Origin of the sequence: Leifsonia aquatica, from assembly GCF_014190775.1 — a bacterium.
GTDB lineage: Bacteria > Actinomycetota > Actinomycetes > Actinomycetales > Microbacteriaceae > Leifsonia > Leifsonia aquatica.
Window position 1 is genome coordinate 1447433 of the sequence record NZ_JACHVP010000001.1, and the last position, 24557, is coordinate 1471989.

The 24557-nt window shown below is 69.4% G+C and carries 26 protein-coding genes and 2 tRNA genes; 7 read left to right on the plus strand and 21 right to left on the minus strand.

The window, feature by feature from the left end; genetic code table 11:
• Positions 1 to 103: 103 nt before the first annotated feature.
• Positions 104 to 727: a 30S ribosomal protein S4 gene (gene rpsD / locus FHX33_RS06935; protein ID WP_021758397.1), complete on the minus strand. Its 624-nt coding sequence runs from the start codon at positions 725 to 727 to the stop codon at positions 104 to 106.
• A 194-nt stretch (positions 728 to 921) separates the two neighbouring features.
• Positions 922 to 2262: a replication-associated recombination protein A gene (locus FHX33_RS06940; protein ID WP_021758396.1), complete on the minus strand. Its 1341-nt coding sequence runs from the start codon at positions 2260 to 2262 to the stop codon at positions 922 to 924.
• A 166-nt stretch (positions 2263 to 2428) separates the two neighbouring features.
• On the opposite strand from FHX33_RS06940, the gene FHX33_RS06945 reads away from it, so the two are divergent.
• From FHX33_RS06945 to FHX33_RS06955, 3 genes are all read left to right on the plus strand, one after another.
• Positions 2429 to 3232 carry a peptidylprolyl isomerase gene (locus FHX33_RS06945; RefSeq protein WP_021758395.1) on the plus strand — a complete coding sequence of 268 codons (804 nt, stop codon included), beginning with the start codon at positions 2429 to 2431 and terminating at the stop codon, positions 3230 to 3232.
• Positions 3233 to 3308: 76 nt separating this feature from the next.
• The gene (locus FHX33_RS06950) at positions 3309 to 4538 is read left to right on the plus strand and encodes a DUF349 domain-containing protein (RefSeq protein WP_039921232.1); all 1230 of its coding nucleotides are present in this window, start codon (positions 3309 to 3311) and stop codon (positions 4536 to 4538) included.
• Positions 4539 to 4625: 87 nt separating this feature from the next.
• Positions 4626 to 5219 (plus strand): hypothetical protein, encoded by a 594-nt coding sequence (locus tag FHX33_RS06955; RefSeq protein WP_021758393.1) that lies wholly within the window; start codon positions 4626 to 4628, stop codon positions 5217 to 5219.
• Here FHX33_RS06955 and FHX33_RS06960 read toward each other — a convergent pair.
• The 12 genes from FHX33_RS06960 to pdxS form a co-directional block, all read right to left on the minus strand.
• Positions 5206 to 7452 (minus strand): RelA/SpoT family protein, encoded by a 2247-nt coding sequence (locus tag FHX33_RS06960; RefSeq protein WP_021758392.1) that lies wholly within the window; start codon positions 7450 to 7452, stop codon positions 5206 to 5208. The genes FHX33_RS06955 and FHX33_RS06960 overlap by 14 nt on opposite strands.
• A gap of 69 nt (positions 7453 to 7521) precedes the next feature.
• Positions 7522 to 7875 carry a rhodanese-like domain-containing protein gene (locus FHX33_RS06965; RefSeq protein WP_021758391.1) on the minus strand — a complete coding sequence of 118 codons (354 nt, stop codon included), beginning with the start codon at positions 7873 to 7875 and terminating at the stop codon, positions 7522 to 7524.
• Positions 7876 to 7884: 9 nt separating this feature from the next.
• Positions 7885 to 8904 carry a protein translocase subunit SecF gene (gene secF / locus FHX33_RS06970; RefSeq protein ID WP_021758390.1) on the minus strand — a complete coding sequence of 340 codons (1020 nt, stop codon included), beginning with the start codon at positions 8902 to 8904 and terminating at the stop codon, positions 7885 to 7887.
• Complete coding sequence (gene secD, locus FHX33_RS06975; RefSeq protein WP_039921231.1) at positions 8904 to 10637, minus strand: protein translocase subunit SecD; 1734 nt, start codon at positions 10635 to 10637, stop codon at positions 8904 to 8906. The genes secF and secD overlap by 1 nt, the downstream gene beginning before the upstream one ends.
• Positions 10638 to 10702: 65 nt before the next feature.
• On the minus strand, positions 10703 to 11122 hold the full coding sequence (gene yajC / locus FHX33_RS06980; protein ID WP_021758388.1) for a preprotein translocase subunit YajC: 420 nt from the start codon (positions 11120 to 11122) through the stop codon (positions 10703 to 10705).
• A gap of 56 nt (positions 11123 to 11178) precedes the next feature.
• The gene (ruvB, locus tag FHX33_RS06985; protein ID WP_021758387.1) at positions 11179 to 12216 is read right to left on the minus strand and encodes a Holliday junction branch migration DNA helicase RuvB; all 1038 of its coding nucleotides are present in this window, start codon (positions 12214 to 12216) and stop codon (positions 11179 to 11181) included.
• Positions 12213 to 12833 (minus strand): Holliday junction branch migration protein RuvA, encoded by a 621-nt coding sequence (ruvA, locus tag FHX33_RS06990; RefSeq protein WP_021758386.1) that lies wholly within the window; start codon positions 12831 to 12833, stop codon positions 12213 to 12215. The genes ruvB and ruvA overlap by 4 nt, the downstream gene beginning before the upstream one ends.
• Entirely contained in the window at positions 12830 to 13444 is a 615-nt protein-coding gene (gene ruvC / locus FHX33_RS06995) for a crossover junction endodeoxyribonuclease RuvC (RefSeq protein WP_183428435.1), read from the minus strand. Before ruvC ends, ruvA begins: the two co-directional genes overlap by 4 nt.
• 16 nt (positions 13445 to 13460) lie before the next feature.
• Entirely contained in the window at positions 13461 to 14225 is a 765-nt protein-coding gene (locus FHX33_RS07000) for a YebC/PmpR family DNA-binding transcriptional regulator (RefSeq protein ID WP_021763630.1), read from the minus strand.
• Positions 14226 to 14257: 32 nt separating this feature from the next.
• Positions 14258 to 14896: a hypothetical protein gene (locus tag FHX33_RS07005; RefSeq protein ID WP_021763629.1), complete on the minus strand. Its 639-nt coding sequence runs from the start codon at positions 14894 to 14896 to the stop codon at positions 14258 to 14260.
• Positions 14893 to 15495, minus strand: a complete 603-nt coding sequence (pdxT, locus tag FHX33_RS07010; RefSeq protein ID WP_039922676.1) for a pyridoxal 5'-phosphate synthase glutaminase subunit PdxT — start codon at positions 15493 to 15495, stop codon at positions 14893 to 14895. The genes FHX33_RS07005 and pdxT overlap by 4 nt, the downstream gene beginning before the upstream one ends.
• 3 nt (positions 15496 to 15498) lie before the next feature.
• Positions 15499 to 16401 carry a pyridoxal 5'-phosphate synthase lyase subunit PdxS gene (gene pdxS, locus FHX33_RS07015; protein WP_021763627.1) on the minus strand — a complete coding sequence of 301 codons (903 nt, stop codon included), beginning with the start codon at positions 16399 to 16401 and terminating at the stop codon, positions 15499 to 15501.
• A gap of 87 nt (positions 16402 to 16488) precedes the next feature.
• Between pdxS and FHX33_RS07020 the strand changes: the two genes are divergently transcribed.
• Together FHX33_RS07020 and pdxY are read left to right on the plus strand one after the other, a co-directional pair.
• Positions 16489 to 17820 (plus strand): aminotransferase class I/II-fold pyridoxal phosphate-dependent enzyme, encoded by a 1332-nt coding sequence (locus FHX33_RS07020; protein WP_183428296.1) that lies wholly within the window; start codon positions 16489 to 16491, stop codon positions 17818 to 17820.
• Positions 17821 to 17843: 23 nt separating this feature from the next.
• Positions 17844 to 18695: a pyridoxal kinase PdxY gene (pdxY, locus tag FHX33_RS07025; RefSeq protein WP_021764511.1), complete on the plus strand. Its 852-nt coding sequence runs from the start codon at positions 17844 to 17846 to the stop codon at positions 18693 to 18695.
• A gap of 72 nt (positions 18696 to 18767) precedes the next feature.
• On the opposite strand, the gene FHX33_RS07030 is transcribed toward pdxY, so the two are convergent.
• The 3 genes from FHX33_RS07030 to FHX33_RS07040 form a co-directional block, all read right to left on the minus strand.
• Positions 18768 to 19376, minus strand: coding sequence for an HIT family protein (locus tag FHX33_RS07030; RefSeq protein ID WP_021764510.1), 609 nt, complete (start codon positions 19374 to 19376; stop codon positions 18768 to 18770).
• A complete protein-coding gene (gene thrS, locus FHX33_RS07035; RefSeq protein WP_221209498.1) occupies positions 19364 to 21286 on the minus strand; it encodes a threonine--tRNA ligase in 1923 nt (640 codons plus the stop codon). The genes FHX33_RS07030 and thrS overlap by 13 nt, the downstream gene beginning before the upstream one ends.
• Before the next feature lie 131 nt (positions 21287 to 21417).
• Positions 21418 to 21885, minus strand: a complete 468-nt coding sequence (locus FHX33_RS07040; RefSeq protein WP_021764508.1) for a GNAT family N-acetyltransferase — start codon at positions 21883 to 21885, stop codon at positions 21418 to 21420.
• 265 nt (positions 21886 to 22150) lie between these two features.
• Here FHX33_RS07040 and FHX33_RS07045 point away from each other — a divergent pair, with 265 nt between their 5' ends.
• A complete protein-coding gene (locus tag FHX33_RS07045) occupies positions 22151 to 22486 on the plus strand; it encodes a hypothetical protein (RefSeq protein WP_021764507.1) in 336 nt (111 codons plus the stop codon).
• A gap of 11 nt (positions 22487 to 22497) precedes the next feature.
• On the opposite strand, the gene FHX33_RS07050 is transcribed toward FHX33_RS07045, so the two are convergent.
• Complete coding sequence (locus FHX33_RS07050) at positions 22498 to 22878, minus strand: hypothetical protein (protein ID WP_039923359.1); 381 nt, start codon at positions 22876 to 22878, stop codon at positions 22498 to 22500.
• A gap of 217 nt (positions 22879 to 23095) precedes the next feature.
• Between FHX33_RS07050 and FHX33_RS07055 the strand changes: the two genes are divergently transcribed.
• Positions 23096 to 23494 (plus strand): hypothetical protein, encoded by a 399-nt coding sequence (locus FHX33_RS07055; protein ID WP_039923357.1) that lies wholly within the window; start codon positions 23096 to 23098, stop codon positions 23492 to 23494.
• A gap of 29 nt (positions 23495 to 23523) precedes the next feature.
• Here FHX33_RS07055 and FHX33_RS07060 read toward each other — a convergent pair whose 3' ends face one another.
• The 3 genes from FHX33_RS07060 to FHX33_RS07070 all read right to left on the minus strand — a co-directional run bounded on the left by FHX33_RS07060 (position 23524) and on the right by FHX33_RS07070 (position 24505).
• Positions 23524 to 24201, minus strand: a complete 678-nt coding sequence (locus FHX33_RS07060) for a ribonuclease FAU-1 family protein (protein ID WP_021764504.1) — start codon at positions 24199 to 24201, stop codon at positions 23524 to 23526.
• Between the two features lie 136 nt (positions 24202 to 24337).
• Positions 24338 to 24409, minus strand: a tRNA-Val gene (locus tag FHX33_RS07065).
• A 25-nt stretch (positions 24410 to 24434) separates the two neighbouring features.
• Positions 24435 to 24505, minus strand: a tRNA-Cys gene (locus FHX33_RS07070).
• Positions 24506 to 24557 lie beyond the last annotated feature (52 nt).

The following is a 24557-nucleotide window of genomic DNA, read 5'->3' on the forward strand; positions in this document are numbered from 1 at the left end:
ACTCGACAAGCGTAGCCCCGCTCCAGCGCCTGTCCAGCGCCGGGGACGACGAAACGGGGCCGCGGCCGAAGCCACGACCCCGTTCCGGGAGTCTCGCGGAGCCTTAGCGGGCCGCGTAGTACTCGACGACCAGCTGGACCTCACAGGTCACGGGGACCTCGGCGCGCTTCGGGCGACGCTCGAGGCGGGCCTGGAGCTTGTCGATCTCGACGTCGAGGTAGGCCGGGACCTTGGGCAGGACGTCGACGTGTCCGCCGGCGGCCGCGACCTGGAAGGGCTCGGTGCCCTCGGAACGGGCCTTGACGTGGATGAGCTGACCCGGCTTCACGCGGAAGGAGGGGCGGTCCACGATCTTGCCGTCGACGAGGATGTGGCGGTGCACGACGAACTGGCGGGCCTGCGAGATCGTGCGGGCGAAGCCGGCGCGGAGCACGAGCGCGTCGAGACGCATCTCGAGGAGCTCGACCAGGTTCTCACCGGTCAGGCCCTGGGTGCGGCGGGCCTCTTCGAAGGCGATGCGGAGCTGCTTCTCGCGGATGCCGTACTGGGCGCGCAGACGCTGCTTCTCGCGCAGACGCACGGCGTAGTCGGAGTCGGCCTTGCGCTTGGTGCGGCCGTGCTCACCGGGGGCGTACGGGCGCTTCTCGAGGTAGCGCGCGGCCTTCGGGGTGAGCGCGATGCCGAGGGCACGCGACTCGCGGGTCTTGCTGCGGGAACGTGAAGACACGGTTTCCTTTCAATGGTCTCTCTAGTACATGGACTGCGGGACGCGACTGAGGCGCCCGCGCGCACGACGAGTGCGCTGAGAGAGGGATTAACTGCCAGGGGCGCCCGGCTACAGGACCATCCCCTTCGAGAACGTGATGAGCGCAGCCGCACGCCGCACACGCTTCTAGGCCCATCGAGTGTATCAGAATGCGGTCAGCGTCCGCGCACGATGCGGCGCAGCTTCGCCAGGCGGGCGGAGAGGTCGCGCTCGTTGCCGTGATCGGTCGGCGTGTAGTAGGTCGTGTCCTTCAGCTCGTCGGGCAGGTACTGCTGCTCGAGGACGCCCAGCGCGTCGTCGTGCGGGTACTTGTACCCCTTGCCGTGACCGAGCCGTTTCGCCCCGGGGTAGTGCGCGTCGCGCAGGTGCTTCGGCACGCGGCCGATCTTGCCGGCACGCACATCCGCGATGGCCGCGTCGAGCGCCATGTAGGCGGCGTTCGACTTCGGAGCGGTGGCCAGATGCACGACGGCCTGCGCTAGCGGGATGCGCCCTTCCGGCATCCCGACGAACTGCACCGCGTCGGCGGCGGCGATCGCGACGACCAGCGCCTGCGGGTCCGCCATCCCGATGTCCTCCGAGGCGGAGATGATGATGCGGCGGGCGATGAAGCGCGGGTCCTCCCCCGCCTCGATCATCCGGGCGAGGTAGTGGAGCGCCGCATCCACGTCGGAGCCGCGCACCGACTTGATGAAGGCGCTGATGACGTCGTAGTGCTCGTCGCCGTTGCGGTCGTAGCGCAGGAGAGCGCGGTCGACCGCCTGGGCGACGATCTCCGCCGTGATGACCGGCTTCTTCTTCGACGTGGCGGGCGTGGCGGACGCGGCGGAGACGGATGCCGCCTCCAGTGCGGTCAGGGCGCGACGGGCGTCGCCGGATGCGAGCCGGATGATCGCGGCGCGGGCGTCGTCGGCGAGCGTGTAGTGGTCGCCGAGGCCGCGGTCGTCGGTCACCGCGCGGTCGACGACCACGCCCAGATCGTCGTCGCTCAACGTCTCGAGGGTTAGGAGCAGCGATCGCGACAACAGGGGCGAGATCACCGAGAAGGACGGGTTCTCGGTGGTCGCCGCCACGAGGATCACCCAGCCGTTCTCCACGCCCGGCAGCAGGGCATCCTGCTGGGCCTTGGTGAACCGGTGGATCTCGTCCAGGAAGAGCACCGTCGACACGCCGTAGAGATCGCGGGTGGAGAGCGCCTCGTCCATGACGAGACGGACGTCCTTCACACCGGCGGTGACCGCCGAGAGCTCGACGAACTTGCGGCCGGACGAATGCGCGATGGCCTGCGCGAGCGTCGTCTTGCCGGTGCCGGGCGGCCCCCACAGGATGACCGAGACCGAGCCGGTTTCGCCCGACTGGTCGGACGCGAGGGCGACCAGCGGTGAGCCCGGACGAAGCAGATGCCGCTGACCCGCCACCTCGTCGAGCGAGGTCGGCCGCATGCGCACAGCGAGCGGCGTCGCTCCCGTACGGAGCCCGGGTTGCACATCGACCATCCCACCAGGCTACCGGCCACCACCGACACCGGCTCCCGCCCGCCGCCGACGCGCCACGCGCTGGTTTGGCGTCCATAGGCGTGCCGGATAAGGTTCTCCTGACCCGCGGACCGGTCTTCCTCGGGACACCGACTCCCCGCTCGACGGCGCCCCTCGGAGGACACACGTGGCACCCAGCAAGCCGAACGACCGCGACGCCCGGCAGGCGCGAGAGCGCCTGCGCGCCTACCAGGCGAGGCAGACCGTGCACGAGACGAAGGTCAAGCGCCGCAAGCGCGACAACTGGATCGCCGGCATCGCCGTCGTGGTCGTCGTCGGTCTCGCGGTCGCCACCCAGCTCCTCTACTTCACGGGCGGTCCCGGTGCGGCCACCGCGTCGTCCTCGGCGTCTCCGTCCGCGACGCCGACGCCCACCCCCGCCGCGACCGGCGCGAACACCGGCGACGTCCCGTCCTCGAGCATCGCCGAGGGCCGCGACTGGACGGGTTCGCTCGTGATCAACGGGATCGACCTGGGTGTCACGCTCGACGGCAAGCAGGCCCCGCAGGCCGTGTCGTCGACCATCTCGCTCGCCCAGAAGGGGTTCTACGACGGCCTCACCTGCCACCGGCTGACCACCGACGGCATCTACGTGCTCCAGTGCGGCGACCCCAACGGCGACGGAAGCGGGGGCCCGGGCTACTCGTACGGCCCGGTTGAGAACGCCCCGACCGACGGCGTCTACCCCGCCGGCACGATCGCGATGGCCCGCCAGAGCGGCAACGGGTACAGCCAGGGCAGCCAGTTCTTCATCGTCTACAAGGACAGCCCCATCCCGTCCGACGCCGCGGGCGGCTACACCGTGCTCGGCACCATCACGAGCGGTCTCGACACCCTGACCTCCGACATCGTCGCCAAGGGCGTCGACGGGGGCGGGACGGACGGCAAGCCCGTCGTCGCGACCAAGATCGACAGCTTTACGCTGCAGTGATGCGGCGCGTGCAATAGGCTGATTCCACCGTGGGGCGGGCTCTCCGCCCTGACCGCACAGCAGCAAGGTGAGACTCTTGGCTACTTCTGAACAGCACCCCTGGGGTCGCGTCGACGAGACCGGTACCGTGTACGTCCGCGAGGGCGACGGGGAACGCACCGTCGGCCAGTACCCGGACGGCACGCCCGAGGAGGCGATCGCCTACTTCGAGCGCAAGTACACCGATCTCGCCGGGCAGGTCTCGCTGCTGGAGCAGCGCGCCCGGCGCGGCGCCCCGGCCGGTGACGTCGCGAAGTCGGTCGCGAACCTCCGCTCGGCCGTCGAGGGCGCGAACGCCGTCGGCGACCTCGCGTCGCTCCTCACGCGCCTGGACGCGCTGGGCGGCACCGTCGAGGAGCTGACGGAGCAGCAGAGCGCCGAGGCCAAGGCGGCCGTCGAGACCGCGATCGCCGAGCGCACGGCCATCGTCGACGAGGCCGAGGCCCTCGCCGCGCAGGACCCCGAGCGCACGCAGTGGAAGCAGACGACGTCCGCCCTCGACGAGCTCTTCGCACGCTGGCAGGCCCACCAGCACGACGGCCCCCGCCTGCCGAAGAACGAGGCGAACGAGCTCTGGAAGCGGTTCCGTGCCGCTCGCTCCACGATCGAGCACAACCGCAAGGCGTTCTTCGCCGACCTGGACAACCAGCACCGCGACGTGCGCAGCCGCAAGAACGCGCTCATCGAGCAGGCCGAGCGGCTCATCCCCCAGGGTGCCGACGGCGTGCCCGAGTACCGTCGCCTGCTCGACCAGTGGAAGCTGGCCGGCCGTGCCGGCAAGAAGAACGACGACGCCCTCTGGGCGCGCTTCAAGGCGGCGGGTGACGCGATCTACTCGGCGAAGGCCGAGGTCGACGCGCGCGACAACGTGGAGTACGAAGCCAACCTCCAGGCGAAGCTCGCGCTCCTCGACGAGGCCGAGCCGCTCCTGAAGGAGACGGACCGCGACAGGGCCCGCAACGCCCTGCTGTCCATCCAGGAGCGCTGGGACGCGATCGGCCGGGTCCCGCGCGAGCAGGTCCGCCCGATCGAGGACCGTCTGCGCAAGGTCGAGACCGCTGTCCGACGCCTCGACGAGGAGCACTGGGAGCGCAACAACCCCGAGAAGAAGGCCCGCACCGAGGGCCTCGCAAGCCAGCTCAACGCGGCCATCGCGAAGCTGGAGGAGGAGCTCGCCGAGGCGAAGGCCGGTGGCGACGCCGCCAAGGTCAAGGCGGCTCAGGAGGCCCTCGACGCGCGCAAGATCTGGCTCGACGCGCTCGGCTGATCCCCCACAGCCGGGCCACGAACCCGACTTCTCCACAGATCTCCCTCTCCGTCGTCTCCCCGGCGTCGCACCCGCCACGCTGGGGAGATGACCGAGACACTCTGCCCCACCCTCCTCGACCGACACGTCCTGCCCCTCGCCGAGCTGCTCTCGCTCTGCCTGGACGGTCAGGTCTACCGCGTCGGCGAGTCCTTCGCTCCGATGGACACCCCCGACACCCCAGCGCTCCGAGCGCGCGCCCTGGCGGCGACGGTCCCACGTCGCGCCATCGCCGAACGCGCCACAGCGGCGTGGATCCACGGCACGCGCAGCGCTCCACCGCCTCGGCCCCAGGTCTGCCTCGACCCATCACGTCGCGGCACGCGCCTACCCATGAGCGTCGACGGGCGCCAGCGGACCTTCAAGCAGGGTGAGACGCGTCCGATCGGCCCGATCGCGGTGACCACTCCACTCCGCACGGCGGCGGACCTCCTGCTGGGCGCGACCGCATTCGACGACTCGGCCGCGCTCGAGGTACGCCATCTGCTCTCCCTGGCGTCGGCGACGCCGGAGGCGTTGCGCCCCTACGTGCCGCGCACCCGCCGCGGCGGGTCCACACGCGCCGCGCAGAGGATCCGCTCTGTCGAGCAGGTCCGGCTGCCGCTGGTGGAGGCCGGGAGCAGCGATGTCAGCCGGCGCTGACGCGGTACACGTCGTAGACGGCGTCGATGCGCCGCACGGCGTTGAGCACCCGGTCCAGGTGGGTGGTGTCCCCCATCTCGAACACGAACCGGCTGAGGGCCAGGCGGTTGCTCGACGTGGTCACCGTCGCCGACAGGATGTTGACGTGGTGCTCCGAGAGCACGCGGGTCACGTCCGAGAGCAGACCGGCTCGATCGAGGGCCTCCACCTGGATCTGCACGAGGAACACGCTCTTCGAGCTCGGCGCCCATTCGACGTCGATCATGCGCTCCGGCTCCTGCAGGAGGGACTGCACGTTGTGGCAGTTCGCCTGATGCACCGAGACGCCCTGACCGCGCGTGATGAAGCCGACGATCGGGTCGCCGGGGACAGGCGTGCAGCACTTCGCCAGCTTCACCAGGATGTCCGGCGCGCCACGCACCAGGACGCCGGAGTCGCTGTTGCGCAGCTGACGACGGCCCTTGACGGGGATGTCGATCTCGCCGTCCGACTCGACGTCGCTCTGCAGCGACGCGACGACCTTCTCGATGACCGACTGGGTGGAGACGTGCCCCTCGCCCACGGCGGCGTAGAGCGTCGACACGTCCGCGTACTTCAGAGACGAGGCGACCTCTACGAGGGCGTCCTGCGTCATCAGCTTCTGGAGCGGGAGGTTCTGCTTGCGCATCGCACGCGCGATCGCGTCCTTGCCCTGCTCGATCGCCTCGTCGCGGCGCTCCTTGGTGAACCACTGACGGATCTTGTTGCGCGCCCGGGGGCTCTTGACGAAGTTGAGCCAGTCCTGACTCGGACCGGAGTCCGGGTTCTTCGACGTGAAGATCTCCACCACGTCGCCGGTGGCCAGGGTGCTCTCGAGCGGCACGAGGCGGCCGTTGACCTTGGCCCCCATGGTGCGGTGGCCGACTTCGGTGTGCACCGCGTAGGCGAAGTCCACGGGGGTCGCGCCGGCCGGGAGGCCGATCACACGACCCTTCGGCGTGAAGACGTAGACCTCTTTCGCGCCGATCTCGAACCGGAGGGAGTCGAGGAACTCGGACGGGTCCGCGGTCTCGGCCTGCCAGTCGGAGATGTGCGCGAGCCAGGCGAGGTCGGTGTCGACCGTCGCGGGGCCGCCCGAACTCTTCCCGGTCGTCTGCTCCTTGTACTTCCAGTGCGCCGCGACACCGAACTCGGCACGCTGGTGCATCTCCTCCGTGCGGATCTGGATCTCGACCGGGCGCCCCTGCGGCCCGATCACGGTCGTGTGCAGCGACTGGTACAGGTTGAACTTCGGCGTCGCGATGTAGTCCTTGAACCGGCCCGGCATCGGCGTCCACCGCGCGTGGATCTGACCGAGCACCGCGTAGCAGTCGCGCACGGTGTTCACGAGCACGCGGATGCCGACGAGGTCGTAGATGTCGTCGAACTCGCGGCCGCGCACCACCATCTTCTGGTAGATCGAGTAGTACTGCTTCGGTCGTCCGGCGACCTTTCCGCGGATGCGGGCAGACTTCAGGTCGTCGTTGATCGCGTCGATCACCTGCTGCACGAGGCGTTCGCGCTCGGGCGTGCGCTGCTTCACAAGGCTCTCGATCTCGGCGTAGAGCTTCGGGTAGAGCACGGCGAACGACAGGTCCTCGAGCTCCCACTTGATCGCCTGGATGCCCAGCCGGTGCGCCAGCGGCGCGTAGATCTCGAGCGTCTCCGTGGCCTTGCGGGTCGCATTGGCGGCGGGGACGAAGCCCCATGTCCGCGCGTTGTGGAGCCGGTCGGCCAGCTTGATGATCAGCACGCGGATGTCCTTCGACATCGCGACGATCATCTTGCGCACGGTCTCCGCCTGCGCACTGTCCCCGTACTTGACCTTGTCGAGCTTGGTGACACCGTCGACCAGCATCGCGATCTCGTCGCCGAACTGGTCGCGCAGCTCGTCGAGCGTGTACTCCGTGTCTTCGACCGTGTCGTGCAGCAGCGCCGCAGCGATCGTCTTCGCGCCGATCCCGAGGTCCGCGATGATCTGCGCCACGGCGACGGGATGGGTGATGTACGGCTCGCCGGAGCGCCGCTTCTGGCCGCTGTGGGCGCGTTCCGCGACGGCGTAGGCGCGCTCGATGAGGGACAGGTCGGCCTTCGGGTGATGCATGCGGACCGTGCGGATCAGGGTGTCGACCGCGCCGGCGGGCTGCGCCCGCGAGAAGATGCGCGGCACGAGGCGGCGCAGCGAGGCGGACTGCGGTGTCGATGTATCAACCATGTGCGCGCCTCCTGTGCTCCATTATCGCCGCATCACGAGGCCGTTCCGGCCACGATCCGCTCGCAGCGATCAGCTGACGGTCCCGGAGGGGCCTGCGCCCCGCTCGACCGGTGCGCCGGTGGACTCCCAGGCGATCATGCCGCCCGCCACGTTCGCGGCCGGGAAATCGGCCCGGAGGAGGGCATCGGTCACCATCCGAGAGCGGCCGCCCGAGTGACAGATCACGAGGATCTGCTGGTCTTCGGGGAGCTCGTCCTGGCGGTCCTGGAGCTGCGACAGCGGGATGAGGTGGGCGTCCGGAGACCGCACCTCGTCCCACTCCTGCGGCTCGCGGACGTCGAGGAGCCAGGCCTCGCCGGCCGCGATGATCTCGCGAGCGCGGGCAGCGCTCACCTCGTCTTCGGAGAGATACGGGCCGCCCATGCGCTCGCGCTACTTCGCCGCGACCGCTTCGGCAGCCGCCGAGGCGGCCTTCGGACGGATGGCGCGCACCTTCGCGTCGTGCTTCTTCACGGCCGCCTCGCCCTCGCGGAACTGCGAGTACATCGGCGCGGCCAGGAAGATCGTGGAGTACGTGCCGACGATGATGCCGATCAGCAGCGCGAGCGAGATGTCGCGCAGGGTCGCCGCACCGAGCGCGTAAGCGCCGATGAAGAGGATCGACGCGACCGGCAGCACCGCGACGACGGCGGTGTTGATCGAGCGCACGAGGGTCTGATTGACCGCGAGGTTGACCGATTCGGCGAACGTCCGCCTGGTCAGCTCCATCTCCTCCCGGGTGTTCTCCCGGACCTTGTCGAAGACCACGACGGTGTCGTACAGCGAGTACCCGAGGATCGTCAGGAAGCCGATCATCGTCGCGGGCGACACCTCGAAGCCCACCAGGGCGTAGATGCCCGCCGTGATGATGAGGTCGTGGAACAGGGAGATGATCGCCGAGGCCGACATCTTCCACGTGCGGAAGTACAGGGCCATCGCGATGAACGCCAGCAAGAGGAAGACGACGAGTCCCTGGATGGACTGCTGCGTCACGTCAGCGCCCCAGGACGGGCCGATGAACGTCGACGCGACCTCGGTGTCCGGCACGCCGTACGCCTTCGCCAGCGCGTCCGCCACGGCCTTCGTCTGGGTGTCCGACAGCTGGTCGGTCTGCACCTGGACGGCGTTGGCGCCGACGACGCTGACGTGCGAGACGGCATCCGGCACGACGCTCGTCACGGCGTTCTGCGCCTTGTCGGTGTTCGTGTCCTCGACGTTGGTGATCTGGAACTGCGATCCACCGCGGAACTCGATCGAGAAGTTGAACCCGCCCTTGATGATCGGGATCAGGATCGACACGATCACCATCGCAGCCGCGATGATGTACCAGATCTTGCGCTTGCCGACGAAGTCGAACGAGCGCGCACCGGTGTAGAGGTCGTTACCGAATTTGGTGAGACGACTGGCGGCCATCAGGAGTCCTTCCCATCGGTCGAACGATCGGAGGAGGTCGAGGCGCCGGTCAGCTCCGCTGCCTTGCGCTCGGCGATCGTCTGGCGGCGAGCCGCCTCCTTGCTGCTGCGTGCAGCGGTGCCCGCACCGACCTTCGCCGCGGTGGGCGAACGGAACTGGGCGGCACCGCGGTACACGGCGCCGAGCGCCTCCGGGTCGAGACCCGACCACGCGTGCCCGGTGCTGAAGAAGCGCGTGCGTCCCAGCAACTGCAGCGTCGGGTGCGTGAACAGTAGCACCACGATGACGTCGATGATCGTCGTCAGACCCAGCGTGAACGCGAAGCCACGGACGTTCGCCGCCGCGAGGATGTACAGCACGACTGCGGCCAGGAGGTTGGTGGCCTTCGATGCGTAGATCGTCCGGCGGGCGCGTGCCCATCCGGCCTCGACCGCCGATTCCAGACTTCGGCCGTCGCGCAGCTCGTCTCGTATTCGTTCGAAGTAGACGATGAACGAGTCCGCTGTGAAGCCGATCGCGACGATGAGTCCCGCCACGCCGGCGAGCGACAGGCGGTACCCGTAGTGCCACGAGAGCAGCGAGATCGTGAGCCAGGTGAGCACACCGGCCACGACGAGCGAGAAGATCGTGACGAGGCCGAGCAGGCGGTACTGGAAGAACGTGTAGATCGCGACCAGGATGAGGCCGATCAGACCGGCGATGAGACCGGCGATGAGCTGTGCCGAACCGAGCGTCGCCGAGATCGTGTCCTGGCTCTGCACCTTGAAGCTGAACGGCAGTGCGCCGAACTTGAGCTGGTCGGCGAGGGCCTTGGCGCTCGTCTCGGTGAAGTTACCCGTGATCTGCGGCTTGCCGTCGGTGATCGCGGCCTGCGTGGTCGGGGCCGAGATGACCTTGCCGTCGAGGACGATCGCGAACTGGTTCTGAGCGCCGGTGAGGCTCACCAGACGGGTCGTGACATCCGCGAACTGCTTGGTTCCGGTCGAGTCGAAGACGATGTTGACGGCCCACTGACCGGTGGTCACGCCCTGCGAGCTCTGCACCAGGCCGGCGCTCGCGTCGCTGATGTTCTGGCCCTTCACCTCGACCGGGCCGAGCAGGTACTTGACCTGGTCCTGGTCGTCGCAGGTGATGAGCGGCTGATCGGTCGGCGCGGCGCTGTCGTCCTGCGACTTGTTCGCCGCGCACGAGTACGCGTCGAAGTCCGCCTGGAGCTTGGGCGTGACCCAGGCGAGGTCGCTGCCGTTCGTCGGCGAGGTCGACGGGGTCGACTGCAGGCCGGGCGCCGGGGTCGGCGCCGGCGTCGACTTGCCGTCCGCGCCGACGACCTCATTGGTCGGGCCGCCCGAGATCAGGACCGGACGGAAGTCGAGGCGTGCGCTCGACTTCACCCGGTTCAGGGTCTCCTCGTCGGGCTTGCCCGGGAGGGAGACCACGATGTTGCGCGAGCCCTCGGTGGAGATCTGCGCCTCGGAGATGCCGGAGGCGTCGATGCGCTGACGGATGATCGAGACGGCCTGGTCCAGCTGCTGCTGCTGGATCTGCTGGCCGTTCTCGACCTGCGGCGTCAGGATCACCTGGGTGCCGCCCTCGAGGTCGAGAGCGAGCTTCGGCAGCCACGTCGCGTTGCTGAACAGCACGCCGGCGGTGAGAGTCCCCAGGAGGACCACCACCAGCACGCCGAGCCATGTCAGGGAACGCCAGGCTTTCTTGGCCGGGGTCGACTTTGCCACCTAGGAACTCAGCTTTCTACGAGTGTTCCGCGCGCGCAGAAGCGCCGCGGCCCACGGGTCGGGAGTTAGTCGTCGCTCTTCGCGCCGGGCTTCTTCGAGGTCTCGTCGATCCGCTCGCCGTACTCCGGCGCATCCAGACGGATCGCGTGGTCCTCGTTGAGCTCGGTGGCGCCGGTGGTGAGCTCGGCGTCCGCGTCGGCCTCGGCCGGCTCGGCGACGGTGGGCTCGACGACGCGGGCGAGCACCTGGCGGTGCACCTTGATGACGTGCCCGGGGCTGGTCTCGACGAGCGCGGTGTTGTCGTCCTCGTTGACGGACAGCAGCGTCCCGTAGAGCCCGAAGTTGGTCATGACCTCGGCGCCCGGCACCATCTTCGAACGCGTCTCAGCCTGCTCCTTCTGGCGCTTGCGGCTGTTGCGGAACATGAAGAAGATGAGGGCCGCCAGGATGACGACCATCACAATAGTCAGCGGATCAATGGCCATGAATTTCTGCCGAACCTTCCGGTGGGGAGTCTATGGGGCCGAACGGCCACCTCACATCATAAGTCATCGATCAGGGAAGGTTGCTCCGAACGACCTTGGTGCGGGCCGGGAATACCGAAATGCCGCCAGGCCGCGGGCGTCGCGACCCGCCCTCGGGGGGTGCGGGAGAGCAGCCCGATGCGCACGAGGAACGGCTCGACGACCGACTCGATCGTCTCCGCCTCCTCCCCCACCGAGACCGCCAGGGTGTTCAGGCCGACCGGCCCTCCGTCGAAGCGCTCGAGAATGGCGTGCAGGACGGCGCGGTCGAGGCGGTCCAGGCCGAGGGGGTCGACGTCGTACAGCTCGAGCGCGGCACCCACCGCGGCCAGGTCGGCGTCGCCGCCGTGCACGAGGGCGTAGTCGCGGACCCGGCGCAGCAGCCGGTTGGCGATACGCGGGGTCCCGCGGCAGCGCCCGGCGATCTCGGCCAGCGCCTCTTTGTCGATGTCGAGCTCGAGCATCGTGGCGGCGCGGGCCAGGACCTGCGTCAGCTCGGACTCGTCGTAGAACTCCAGGTGCGCGGTGAAGCCGAACCGGTCGCGCAGCGGGTTCGGCAGCAGCCCGGAACGGGTGGTCGCACCGACGAGGGTGAACGGAGCCAGGTCGAGCGGGATGGAGGTCGCGCCCGCCCCCTTGCCGACCATGATGTCGATGCGGAAGTCCTCCATGGCGAGGTACAGCATCTCCTCCGCGGAGCGCGCCATACGGTGGATCTCGTCGATGAAGAGGACCTCGCCCGGCGTGAGCGACGACAGCAGGGCCGCCAGGTCACCGGCGTGCTGGATGGCCGGGCCGCTCGACAGACGCAGCGGGCGTCCGCTCTCGTGCGCGACGATCATGGCGAGCGTCGTCTTGCCGAGCCCGGGCGGGCCGGCGAGGAGGATGTGGTCCGCAGTGCGGTCCTGCATCTTCGCCGCCGTGAGCAGCAGCTGGAGCTGGCCGCGCACCTTCGCCTGCCCGACGAACTCGGCGAGCGAACGGGGGCGCAGCGCACCCTCGAAAGCGAGCTCGGACTCGGACTCGAGCTCGGGGGCGGTCAGGTCGTCGCTCATCGGGCGCCCTGCGCGGCCGGGCCGAGGTGGGCCAGAGTCAGTCGGAGCAGCGTCTGCACCGAGTCGCGCGCGGACTCGTCGGTGTCGGCGACGACGTCGGCGATCGCCTCCCCCGCCACCTTCTCGGGCCAGCCGAGGCCGACGAGAGCGATCAAGACGCTGTCGGCGACGGAGGACGGCGCGCCCGCGGCCTTCACGGCGGGCGCGACGCGACGGGTGGCGACGAGCTTGCCCGTCAGCGACACCACGATGAGCTTGGCCGTCTTGGGACCGATCCCCGAGACCTTCCGGAACGGCGCGTCGTCGTCGGCCGCGACGGCGTCGGCGATCTGGTCGGGCGCGAGCACGGACAGGACGCCGATCGCCGATTTCGGCCCCACACCGGTCACCCCGGTGAGGAGCTCGAACACGTCGAGCTGCTCGCGGTCGACGAAGCCGAAGAGCTGCAGGGAGTCCTCCCGCACGATCATCGACGTGTGGACGAACGCCTCGTCGCCGACGCGGAGGGAGAGGACATGGTCGGGGGTCAGCTGCACGGCGAAGCCGACGCCACCGACCTCGATCACGGCGTTGCCGCCGCTCGCGGAGAGGACGGTGCCGCGGAGAGAGGAGATCACCTGGCCAGCCTACGGGGCGCCGCCGACGCCCGGGCGGACCGCTCCGCGGCGAGCCACGCGGCCTGCGCGGGAGTCTGTGCCGCTGCGCCGGCCGAGGCCTGCGTCGCTCCCCCGCCTCCCACTCGAGGTGCCGGGGCCGGCCCGCCGCGCCAGGCGTGGCAGATCGCGATCGCCAGGGCGTCGGCCGCATCCGCGGGCTTGGGCACCTCGGCGAGGCCGAGGATGCGGGCGACCATCGCCTGCACCTGCTTCTTGTCCGCCGACCCGTATCCCGTGACGGCGGCCTTCACCTCGCTCGGAGTGTGCAGCGCGACCGGGAGTCCCCGCTTCGCCGCCGCGTGGAGGGCCACCCCGCTGACCTGCGCGACACCCATCACGGTGCTCAGGTTGTGCTGCGCGAAGACGCGCTCGATCGCCACCGCGGCCGGCCGGTGCTCGTCGAGCAGGCGCTCGATCCCATCGCCGACCGCGAGCAGACGCTCCTCGATCGGCATCCCGGGCGGGGTGCGGATGACCGTCACCTCGACCAGGACGGCGCGGCGGTCGGGACGCACGTCGACGATCCCGACGCCGCACCGTGTGAGTCCGGGGTCGATGCCGAGCACCCGGATCGACATGGCCGGTGTCTTACTCGTCGTCCTCGTCGAGCTGCGCCTGGACCTCGGGGGTCAGGTCGAGGTTCGTGTAGACGTTCTGCACGTCGTCCGAGTCCTCGAGAGCGTCGATGAGTCTGAACACCTTGCGGGCGACGTCGGCGTCGGCCTCGACGTTGACGGTGGCGACGAACTCCGCGTCGGCGGAGTCGTAGTCGATGCCGGCCTCCTGGAGGGCGGTGCGCGCCGCGACGAGGTCGGTCGCCTCGGTCAGGACCTCGAAGCTCTCGCCCCGGTCGGTGACCTCTTCGGCGCCGGCGTCGAGGACGGCTGTGAGCACGGTGTCCTCATCGACGCCGTCGGCGTGCGGGACCACGATGACGCCCTTGCGGTGGAAGTTGTACGCCACGCTGCCCGGGTCGGCCATGGTGCCGCCGTTGCGGGTCATCGCGGTGCGGACCTCGGCGGCCGCGCGGTTCTTGTTCTCGGTGAGGCACTCGATCAGGAGGGCGACGCCGCCCGGGCCGTAGCCCTCGTACATGATCGTCGTGTAGTCGATCGTCTCACCGGTGAGACCCGCGCCGCGCTTGATCGCGCGGTCGATGTTGTCGTTGGGGACCGAGGTCTTCTTGGCCTTCTGGACGGCGTCCACCAGGGTCGGGTTGCCCGACATATCGGCCCCGCCCGTCTTGGCCGCGACCTCGATGTTCTTGATGAGCTTGGCGAACGACTTGGCACGGCGTGCGTCGATGACCGCCTTCTTGTGCTTGGTCGTGGCCCACTTGGAATGCCCGGACACTGCTGCTCCCTCGAGTTACGTTCTGAACCTGTCTATAGTAATGCGGCCCGTCCGTCGCGCAGGACCATTCCCCGCTCGGCGTGGAACCGGCCGAAGGTCGCCACGTCGGCCGTCGCGTCCGCCGCGGTCGGGCCGATCCCGGACGGGTTGTGGAAGACGAACCGGTCGCCGTCGCGCCCGTGCACGAGGACCAGGTGACCTCCCCGGCGCTCGTTCGGCCGGTCGGGCCAGCGGATCTCGGGCGAGACGGACGCCAGCACCACCTGCCCGGGCCGGACGAGCGGGAGGAACTCCGCGGTCGCCGTGCGCTCGACGACCTCCCCCTCGATCCCGAACGCGTCGGAGATCCAGGAGAGGAAGGGGCGGTAGTACAGACCGTCGACTGTGTCCTCCCGGCGCACCAGTGCTCCCGCCTCCACCGCCCCGTCGATCAGTCGCGCCATCGGCACGACGCCCAGCTCGGGCCGCCACGCGCGAAGCACGGAGCGCAGGCACGCGAGCCCGCAGACGTGCGCCGCCCAGAACTCGTACTCGGCCTCCGACGCGTAGCCGTCCGCCGCCCAGTCGTGGTGCCGCGCCGGCGACTCGCCGCGGACGATCAGCGGCTCGTTGCACCGGAGGTCGCCCCACTGCGACTCGTAGGGGAAGCGGTACGGGGTCGGGACTGTCACCCGCGCGAGCGTACCGTGCGGAGGAAGTACTCGTGGAACCGCGTGTCGCCGGTGATCTCCGGATGGAACGATGTCCCGAGCAGGTTGCCCTGCTGAACGGCGACCACGCGGCCGTCGTCGACGCGCGCGAGCGCGGTGGCCCGCTCGCCGACCGCCTCCACGATGGGCGCGCGGATGAAGACCGCGTGCATCGGCTCGCCGCCGATCGCCGGGATGTCGAGATCGGTCTCGAACGAGTCCACCTGCGAGCCGAACGCGTTGCGCCGCACCGCGACATCCAGGCCGCCGAGGCTCTGCTGTCCGGCGATCCCGTCGACGATGGTGTCCGCGAGCATGATGAGGCCCGCGCAGGTGCCATACACCGGGAGGCCGTCGGCGATCGCCTCCCGCAGCGGCTCCGCGAGCCCGAAGGCCCGCGACAGCTTGTCCATGACGCTCGACTCGCCGCCGGGGATCACCAGCCCGTCGATCGCCGCGACCTCCTCAGGCCGCCGCACCGGGACCGCGTCGGCGCCCAGCCCGCGGAGGACCGCGATGTGCTCGCGGAAGTCCCCCTGCAGGGCCAGGACGCCGACGCGCGGCGTCCGCTGGTCCGTCAGCACTTACCAGCCACGTTCGGACAGGCGGTGCGGGGCGGCGAGGTCGGCGACGTTGATGCCGACCATCGCCTCGCCGAGCCCGCGCGAGACCTCGGCGATGACCTTCGCGTCGTCGTAGAACGTGGTCGCCTTGACGATCGCAGCGGCCCGCTGCTCCGGGTTGCCGGACTTGAAGATGCCCGAGCCGACGAACACGCCGTCCGCGCCGAGCTGCATCATCATGGCCGCGTCCGCGGGGGTGGCGACGCCGCCCGCGGTGAAGAGCACGACGGGAAGCTTGCCGGTCTCGGCGATCTCGGCGACGAGCTCGTAGGGGGCCTGCAGCTCCTTCGCGGCGACGTAGAGCTCGTCCTTCGACATCGACGAGAGGGCCTTGATCTCCGAGCTGATCTTGCGGATGTGCTTGGTGGCCTCCGAGACGTCGCCGGTGCCGGCCTCGCCCTTGGACCGGATCATCGCCGCGCCCTCGTTGATGCGGCGCAGGGCCTCGCCGAGGTTGGTGGCGCCGCACACGAACGGCACGGTGAACTTCCACTTGTCGATGTGGTTGACGTAGTCGGCGGGCGACAGCACCTCGGACTCGTCGATGTAGTCGACGTCGAGCGCCTCCAGCACCTGAGCCTCGACGAAGTGGCCGATGCGGGCCTTCGCCATGACCGGGATGGAGACCTCGGCGATGATCGCGTCGATCAGATCGGGGTCGCTCATGCGGGCGACGCCGCCCTGCGCGCGGATGTCGGCGGGCACGCGCTCGAGCGCCATCACGGCGACGGCGCCGGCGTCCTCGGCGATCCGGGCCTGCTCGGGGGTGACGACGTCCATGATGACGCCGCCCTTCAGCATCTCGGCGAGTCCGCGCTTGACGCGGCTCGATCCGGTGGCGGTGCCGTGGTCCTGGTCTGTCATGGTCGCCCTTTCGTGCGGAACATAATTCTCTTTGGCCTATGCCGAACGATAGCATCCCGCGCACGCCTCACTAGACTCGGATCCGACATGGACGAACTGAGCATCACGGGCACCACGGCCGCCGAGATCGCGGCGAGCGTGCGCGCCCTGCACGAGCGCGGAGAGCTGCGGCGGGGGGATGCGCTCCCGCCCGTGCGGGAGCTCGCCGGCCAGCTCGGCATCAACCGCAACACGGCCGTCGCGGCGTACCGCCTGCTCGCCCAGGCGGGCGTCGTCGTGGCCCGCGGACGCGCCGGGACGGTCATCGCCGGGCTGGAGGCCGTCGCCCAGGAGGGCTACGCGGCCGACAGCGTGCTGCACGACGTCGGAACCGGCAACCCGGACCCCCGGCGCATCCCGGACCCGTCGGCCGCTCTCGCGGGTGCGATCGGACGTCCGGTGCTCTACGGCGAACCGGTGATCGATCCTGCCCTCGAGGCGCGCGCACTCGAGTGGGTCCGCGATGGCCTCCCCGACCGCGACGTCCGGATCACCGTGACGAACGGCGCCGTGGACGCCGTCGAGCGTCTCCTCGCCCAGGCACTGCTGCGCGACGACGCGGTCGCCCTGGAGGATCCCTGCTTCCTCGCCAGCATTCACACGGTCCGACTCGGCGGCTACCGCGCCGTCCCGGTGCCCGTCGATGCCGAGGGGATGACCGTGGCCGGCCTGCGTGCCGCGCTCGACGCCGGCGTCCGGGCGATCATCTGCACGCCGCGCGCCCAGAACCCGACGGGGGCGACCCTCACCGCGCAGCGGGCCGCCGAGCTCCGCGCCGTCCTCGCCGACCACCCGTACGTGCTCGTCATCGAGGACGACCACTACTCGATGCTCTCCCAGCGCCCCTACGAGACCCTCATCGGGCCGGAGCACCGGCGGTACGCCTTGGTCCGCTCCGTCTCGAAGTTCCTCGGACCCGACATGTGCCTCGCCGTCGCCGCGACCGACCCGGAGACCGCCGAGCGGCTCTCCTTCCGGCTCAGCCCGGGCACGACCTGGGTCAGCCACATCCTCCAGCGCCTGGTGCTCGCGCAGCTGACCGACGAGACGGCGCTCGCGACGATCGCCGCGGCGGGCCGCCACTACGCGGAGCGCAACGCCGCGTTCGCCGCCCGGCTCGCGGACCGCGGTCTCACGACGGAGGCCGCCGACGGCCTCAACCTCTGGGTCGAGCTGCCGGTCGAGGCGCGGCTCGTCGCCGACCGGCTGATGCGGCGAGGGTGGCTCGCGCGCACCGGCGACGAGTTCCTGCTCGCCGAGCTGCCCGCGCCCTCCCGCCATCTCCGCCTCACCGTGCACGATCTGACCGAGGAGGAGGCTTCCCGCCTGCTCGACGATCTCGCCGACGCCGCAGCGGCCACGGAGCGCGCAGCGCAGTAGTCCGGAGATGAGAGGATCGAGGGATGAAGATCCTCTCGATCCAGTCCGCGGTCGCCTACGGTCACGTCGGCAACTCCGCCGCTGTCTTCCCGCTCCAGCGCATCGGCGTCGAGGTGCTCCCCGTCTACACGGTGAACTTCTCCAACCACACCGGCTACGGCGCCTGGCGCGGCCCGCTGATCTCGCCGGACGACGTGCGCGCGGTGATCACCGGCATCGAGGAGCGCGGCGTGCTCGGCGAGGTCGACGCCGTGCTCTCCGGCTACCAGGGCGGCGAGGGCATCGGGGACGTCATCATCGACGCGGTCGCCCGGGTCAAGGCCGCCAACCCGAACGCCGTGTACGCGTGCGACCCGGTGATGGGCAACGCGAAGTCCGGCTGCTTCGTCGCTCCGGCCATCCCCGACCTCCTCCGCGACCGCGTCGTCCCGGTCGCCGACATCATCACACCGAACCAGTTCGAGCTCGGCTTCCTCACCGGCACGACGCCCGACACCCTGGAGTCGACGCTGGCGTCGGTGGACGCGGCGCGCGCGATGGGCCCGCGCACCGTCCTCGTGACGAGCGTCGAGCGGCCGGACCAGCCCGCCGACACGATCGAGATGCTCGCCGCCGACGACACCGGCGCGTGGATCGTCCAGACTCCGCGGCTGCCGATGAAGGCGAACGGCTCGGGCGACGTCACCGCCGCCCTGTTCACGGCCCACTACGTCCGCACCGAAAGCGCCGAGATCGCCCTCCGCAAGACGGTGTCGAGCGTCTTCGACCTTCTCACCCGCACGCTGGAGTCCGGCGACCGCGAGCTGCAGCTCGTGGAGTCGCAGGAGTCGTACGCGCACCCGCGCGAGCAGTTCGCGGTGCGCCAGGTGCGCTGACCGCGCGCACTTTCGTGCCGAATGTCGACTCCGCGTGCGCGAGAGTCGACATTCGGCACGAATGCGGCAGCGTCAGGCTGTCGGCCAGGCGGCGGCGAGGGAGGCGCGCACGTCGCCGAGCAGCTGCGGGAGCGCCTTCGTCTTCGCGATGATGGGCAGGAAGTTCGCATCCTGAGCCCAGCGCGGCACGATGTGCTGGTGCAGGTGCGCCGCGATGCCGGCACCCGCGATGGCGCCCTGGTTCATCCCGATGTTGAAGCCGTCGTTCTTCGAGACCTCGCGGATCACGCGCATCGCCGTCTGGGTGAGGGAGCCGATCTCGGCGACCTCCTCCGGCGTCGCCTCGTCGTACGTGGCGATGTGGCGGTACGGGCAGACCAGCAGGTGACCGCTGTTGTACGGGAAGAGGTTGAGGAGCGCGTAGGCGTGCTCACCGCGCGCGACGATGAGGGCGTCCTCGTCGCTCATGCTCGGTGCGACGCAGAACGGGCAGTCGTCCTTGCCGGGCTGCTGCCCGTGCTGGATGTAGACCATCCGGTGCGGCGTCCACAGCCGCTGGAACTCGTCCGGCACACCGACGAGGTACGACGGGTCGTCGACGCGGACCTCGTCCGCGCCGACGCCCTCGTGACCGTCGCCCGGCTCGTGGGCGGCGTAGTCGTCGAGACTCAGGCGAGCCATGCCGTGTCGACCAGCTCGTGGCTGCGGATGCTCGCGACGATGCGCTCGATCGCGTCGGCGACCGGCACCCCGTTCAACTGGGTGCCGTCGCGGAAGCGGAAGCTGACCGTTCCGGCTCCGGCATCCTCCTCGCCCACGATGAGCTGGAAGGGCACCTTGGCCTTGGTGTGCGTGCGGATCTTCTTCTGCATGCGGTCGTCGGAGTGGTCGACCTCGGCCCGCACGCCCTGGGCGCGGAGCTGGGCGATCACGTCGTCGAGGAACGGACCGTACGCGTCGGCGACGGGGATGCCCACGACCTGGACCGGCGACAGCCAGACCGGAAACGCGCCCGCGTAGTGCTCGAGCAGGATCGCGAAGAACCGCTCGATCGAGCCGAGCAGGGCCCGGTGGATCATCGCCGGCTGCTTGCGCGTGCCGTCGGCCGCGTTGTACTCCAGCTCGAACAGCTCCGGCTGGTTGAAGTCCAGCTGGACGGTCGAGAGCTGCCAGGTGCGGCCGATCGCGTCGCGCGCCTGCACCGAGATCTTCGGGCCGTAGAACGCGGCGCCGGCCGGGTCGTCGACGAGCTCGAGGCCCGACTCGATCGCCACTTCGCGCAGCGTCTCGGTCGCGGTCTCCCAGCTCTCGTCGCTGCCGACGTACTTCTCCGGGTCCTTCGTGGAGAGCTCGAGGTAGAAGTCGGTGAGCCCGTAGCCGCGCAGCGTCTCCAGGACGAACTGCAGCTGGCTCGCGACCTCGTCCTTGATCTGGTCGTCCGTCACGTAGATGTGGGCGTCGTCCTGGGTGAGGCCGCGCACGCGGGTGAGGCCGGACAGCGTGCCCGACTTCTCGTAGCGGTACACCGTCCCGAACTCGGCCAGGCGGAGCGGGAGCTCGCGGTAGCTGCGGCCGCGCGCCCGGAAGATCAGGTTGTGCATCGGGCAGTTCATCGGCTTGAGGTAGTAGTCCTGCCCCTGCCGGGTGATGTTGCCGTCCGCGTCGTGCTCCTCGTCGAGGTGCATGGGCGGGAACATGCCGTCCTTGTACCAGTTGAGGTGCTGGCTGGTCTCGAAGAGGTGCGCCTTGGTGATGTGCGGCGTGTTCACGACCTCGTAGCCGTTGGCGATGAGGCGCTCGCGCATGTAGTCCTCGATCTCCTTGCGGATGATCCCCCCGCGCGGGTGGAAGACCGCGAGACCGGAGCCGATCTCCTCGGGGAACGAGAACAGGTCGAGCTCGGCGCCCAGCTTGCGGTGGTCGCGCTTGGCGGCCTCCTCCATGCGGGTCTGGTAGGCGCGCAGCTCGTCCTTGGTCGGCCACGCGGTGCCGTAGACGCGCTGCAGCTGCGGGTTCTTCTCCGAGCCACGCCAGTAGGCGGCGGCCACGCGGGTGAGCGCCCAGCCGTTGCCGATCATGCGGGTGTTCGGGAGGTGCGGGCCGCGGCAGAGGTCCTTCCAGACCGTCTCCCCCGACTTCGGGTCGACGTTGTCGTAGATGGTCAGCTCGCCGCCGCCCACCTCGACGTTCTCATTGTCGCCGCCGTCGGAGGCGGAGCCCTTGAGCCCGATCAGCTCGAGCTTGTACGGCTCGCCGGCGAGCTCGGCGCGTGCCTCATCGTCGGTGACGACACGACGCACGAAGCGCTGCCCCGCGCGGACGATGCGTGACATCTCCTTGTCGAGGGCCTTGAGGTCCTCCGGCGTGAACGGCTCGGCGACGTCGAAGTCGTAGTAGAAGCCGTCGGTGATGGGCGGGCCGATCCCGAGCTTGGCCTCGGGGTTGACCGCCTGCACCGCCTGGGCGAGCACGTGGGCGGTGGAGTGGCGCAGGATGTTGAGGCCGTCGGGCGAGTCGATGGTCACCGGCTCCACCACGTCGGTCGTCGTGACGGTCGTCGCGAGGTCCTTCAGCTCGCCGTTGACGCGCATCGCGACAACGGAACGGTCGGTGAAGAGCTCGAAGCCGTCGGCCACCTGTCCACTCCTTATTTCGTCGGTAAAGGGACGGATCAACTCTACTGGGGGCGGCGGGCCGCTCGGGACGCGGGACGCCTCGGGCGCTAGTCCCCCAGCGCCCGTGTCATGAACACGCTGTTGGGGTCGGGCACGTACGACGCGAAGGGTTCGCACTCGGCGAATCCCGCCTGAGCGTACAGCCGCCGTGCCGGGGCGAAGAACTCCTGCGACCCGGTCTCGAGGGACACGCGCTGCACGTCGCGGTCCTGGGCGTCGACCAGGACGTGCACGAGGAGGCGCGCGGCGATCCCCTCGCCCCGTCGCTCCGGTGCCGTCCGCATGCTCTTGAGTTCCTCCCAGCCGTCCTCGATCGGCGCGAGGGCCGCCGTCCCGATCACCGCGTCCCCATCGACCGCGGTCCAGACGCGCACGCCCGGCCGCTGCAGCCCCGCGAGATCGAGCGCGTGCCGGCTCTCCGGCGGCGCAGTCGGCTCCATGTCGTCGAGGTGGGCCTGGAGGAAATCGCGGAGGGCGGGCGAGTCGAAATCGGCGGTGGTGATGGTGAAGCTCATGCATCGACTCTAGAGAACGCGGATGTCGGGGGTGTTTCGGGGATCCCGGCGGGCGTACGGCGGCACGTCGTCTGAGCGCTCGTTCAGCGACGCGAAGGCCGGCGTCCCATTAGCATCGCACCGGGGAGGGGCGATGGATCGCAGGACGATGGCAGACAGGCTGCAGAGCGGCATCGAGTCAAAGCCGCTGACGCAACATCGACCGATGCCTCCCGTCCGGCCGAACTCCGGGCTTCGGAAGCGCACATCGAGATTCGGTCTCGTGATGGCAGGCGTCGCCTTCGCGGGGATGCTGTTCGCACTCACGTATCTCACGGTCGACGGAGTGTGGTGGAACGTCCAATCCCAAGCAGTGTGCACGATCACCTCGACGTCACACCATCCCGTCTACTCGAAGTCCGGCTTCCTCGGCACCGATTGGGACATCGCCACAAGCTGCGGTGAACTCCAGGTGACCCGCAACGGCAACCGCTTCCCGGACACCTCCGCCCAGAGCCTCGCCCGTTCGCTCGAGGTCGGCTCCCGCTACCGGTTCTTCCTCCGCGGGTGGGATGGATGGCCACAGGGGCCCCGCGCGATCATCGCCGCGAGACCGCAGTAGAACACACTGATTCATCCGATGCAGTTCGACCCGATCGCGAATTGCTCGAAGAACGTCCCGTAGCTGAACGCCCAGGCCAGCAGCACGCCGACCGCGGTCGCCGCGAGGACGATTCCGCCCGCGACGAGGAGGCGACGCACGACGCTTCCGCGGGTCGTGGCGATCAGAGCGATGACGGCGCCGAGGCTCACGAGAGCCAGCGGCGCGACGCCGAACGGGACGACGGCTCCCGCCTCACTCGTCCCGGCCATGCGTGCCTTGCACTCTTCGCTGTAGACCTCGCCGAGCACCATCGCGAACCATCCCCACATCACCACGATGCCCGCCGAACAGAGAACGACGGCGGTGGATGAGTACGAGCGACGAGTCGGGCTCGCGTTCCGGACAGCCATGCTCACGAGTCAAGCGCATGCAGCAGGTCTTCGACGATGTAGCCGAAGGTGAAGTCCCGTCTGCCCGTCCGGTGTGGATGCGGTGCGCCGAGATGTACGGGGGCGTTGCCGGAGGGCGGCCTCGAATGACGTCCGCCGTCAGAGGGATGCGGCCCGCCCCGGGGCTCTCTAGGCTCGCAGCCGGGGGTGCGCGGTGGGTTCTCGGAAGGTTTCCGGCGTGATTGGCCAGATCGTGTTCGTGGCTGGTCTCCTCGTCGCGGGTGCGGCGGTGATGATCGTTGGCGGGACCCTCCTCCTCGACAGCGCGGGGCTCGGTTCGCCCAGTGGGCGACACCCCGCGAGCAGCTGTCCGATGCGCAACGCCTGTACCACGAAGACGATCGACGAGGTCTCGGCCGAATCCGGGTACACCTTCCCGAACGGAAGCAGCGTCATCTGGGCATATGAGGAGACCAGCTGGTTCGACCATAGTTGGGCGATGCGGGCCCTGGTGAGGCTCCCTGCAGGAAGCGCGTTGCCTGCCAACGACGCGGTGAACACAACAGCCACCCCGACGAAGGACGACGCGGCGGGCGTCGAGATCGAGGTGTCGGTGCTGGCCCCGGACGGGCGATAGCAGCGCGCGCGGCGCCGCGCTCAGCAGCGTCAGCGCAGCACGTTCCACTCCGTTGGCAGCGCTGCAGCGGGCCAGCTTGCGTCAGGTATCCACTGCGACCAGTCCGCGTCGAAGGGGAATGTGCGCGCGAGCGCGATCCTGGCAGCCTCCTCGCCTGCGACCTCGATGATCGAACGCATCGCCTGCGGCCAGTGACCGGTCTGGGCGTAGAAGTCGAGTTCGTCCTCGTCCTTGTATCGGACCGACCAGGTTCCATCCGGGGCGGTCGAGGCGACCACGTCGAGTGTCCAGTCCTGGGTGTCGAAGCCGACTGCAGTTCGCGACCATGGGCGTTCGAGATTGACGTACCAGTCGGGAAGCCAGTCCGAACCGTCGTGCCACCGCCAGACAGACCATCGTGAGCCCTTCGGGTGCACGCGCACGACCGGCGCTCCGAACCACTGGTCCTCGACATGCGAACCGTCCCAGTCCTCGGGCAGGACGAGCCTTCCGTTCGGGCCGCTTCCGACCCCTGCTCGTCGCCGCACCTCGGATCCGAGAGGAGTGGCGACCACTGCCAGTTGGTCGTCGTCGACGAGAACGCGTCCTGCAACGGCGAAACCGACCGCTTCACCGCGCGCGCCGAACGTGTTCACGCTGCGGAGCACGACACTGTCGCCGGCGCGAAACGGGTCAATCTGACAGTCTGTCGAGGCATCCAGGTCCATCCGTCGATGCTTCCACTTCTCATCGCCCGCGGAGCCGTGGCGCGCCCGACGGCTGGAGTACGACTGACGTGATGCACGGAGCAAGCCGCACCTGGCAAAACGACAAAACCCCCGGTTTCCCGGGGGTTTCTCTCTGTGGGCGATACTGGGATCGAACCAGTGACCTCTTCCGTGTCAGGGAAGCGCGCTACCGCTGCGCCAATCGCCCAGAGCCTGAACCAGGTTCAGGATCGAGGTGGATACGGGATTCGAACCCGTGTATACGGCTTTGCAGGCCGCTGCCTCGCCTCTCGGCCAATCCACCGGAGCCAACAACACGGAAATTACCGTACCGTATCGAGAGGCCCGGAATCCGA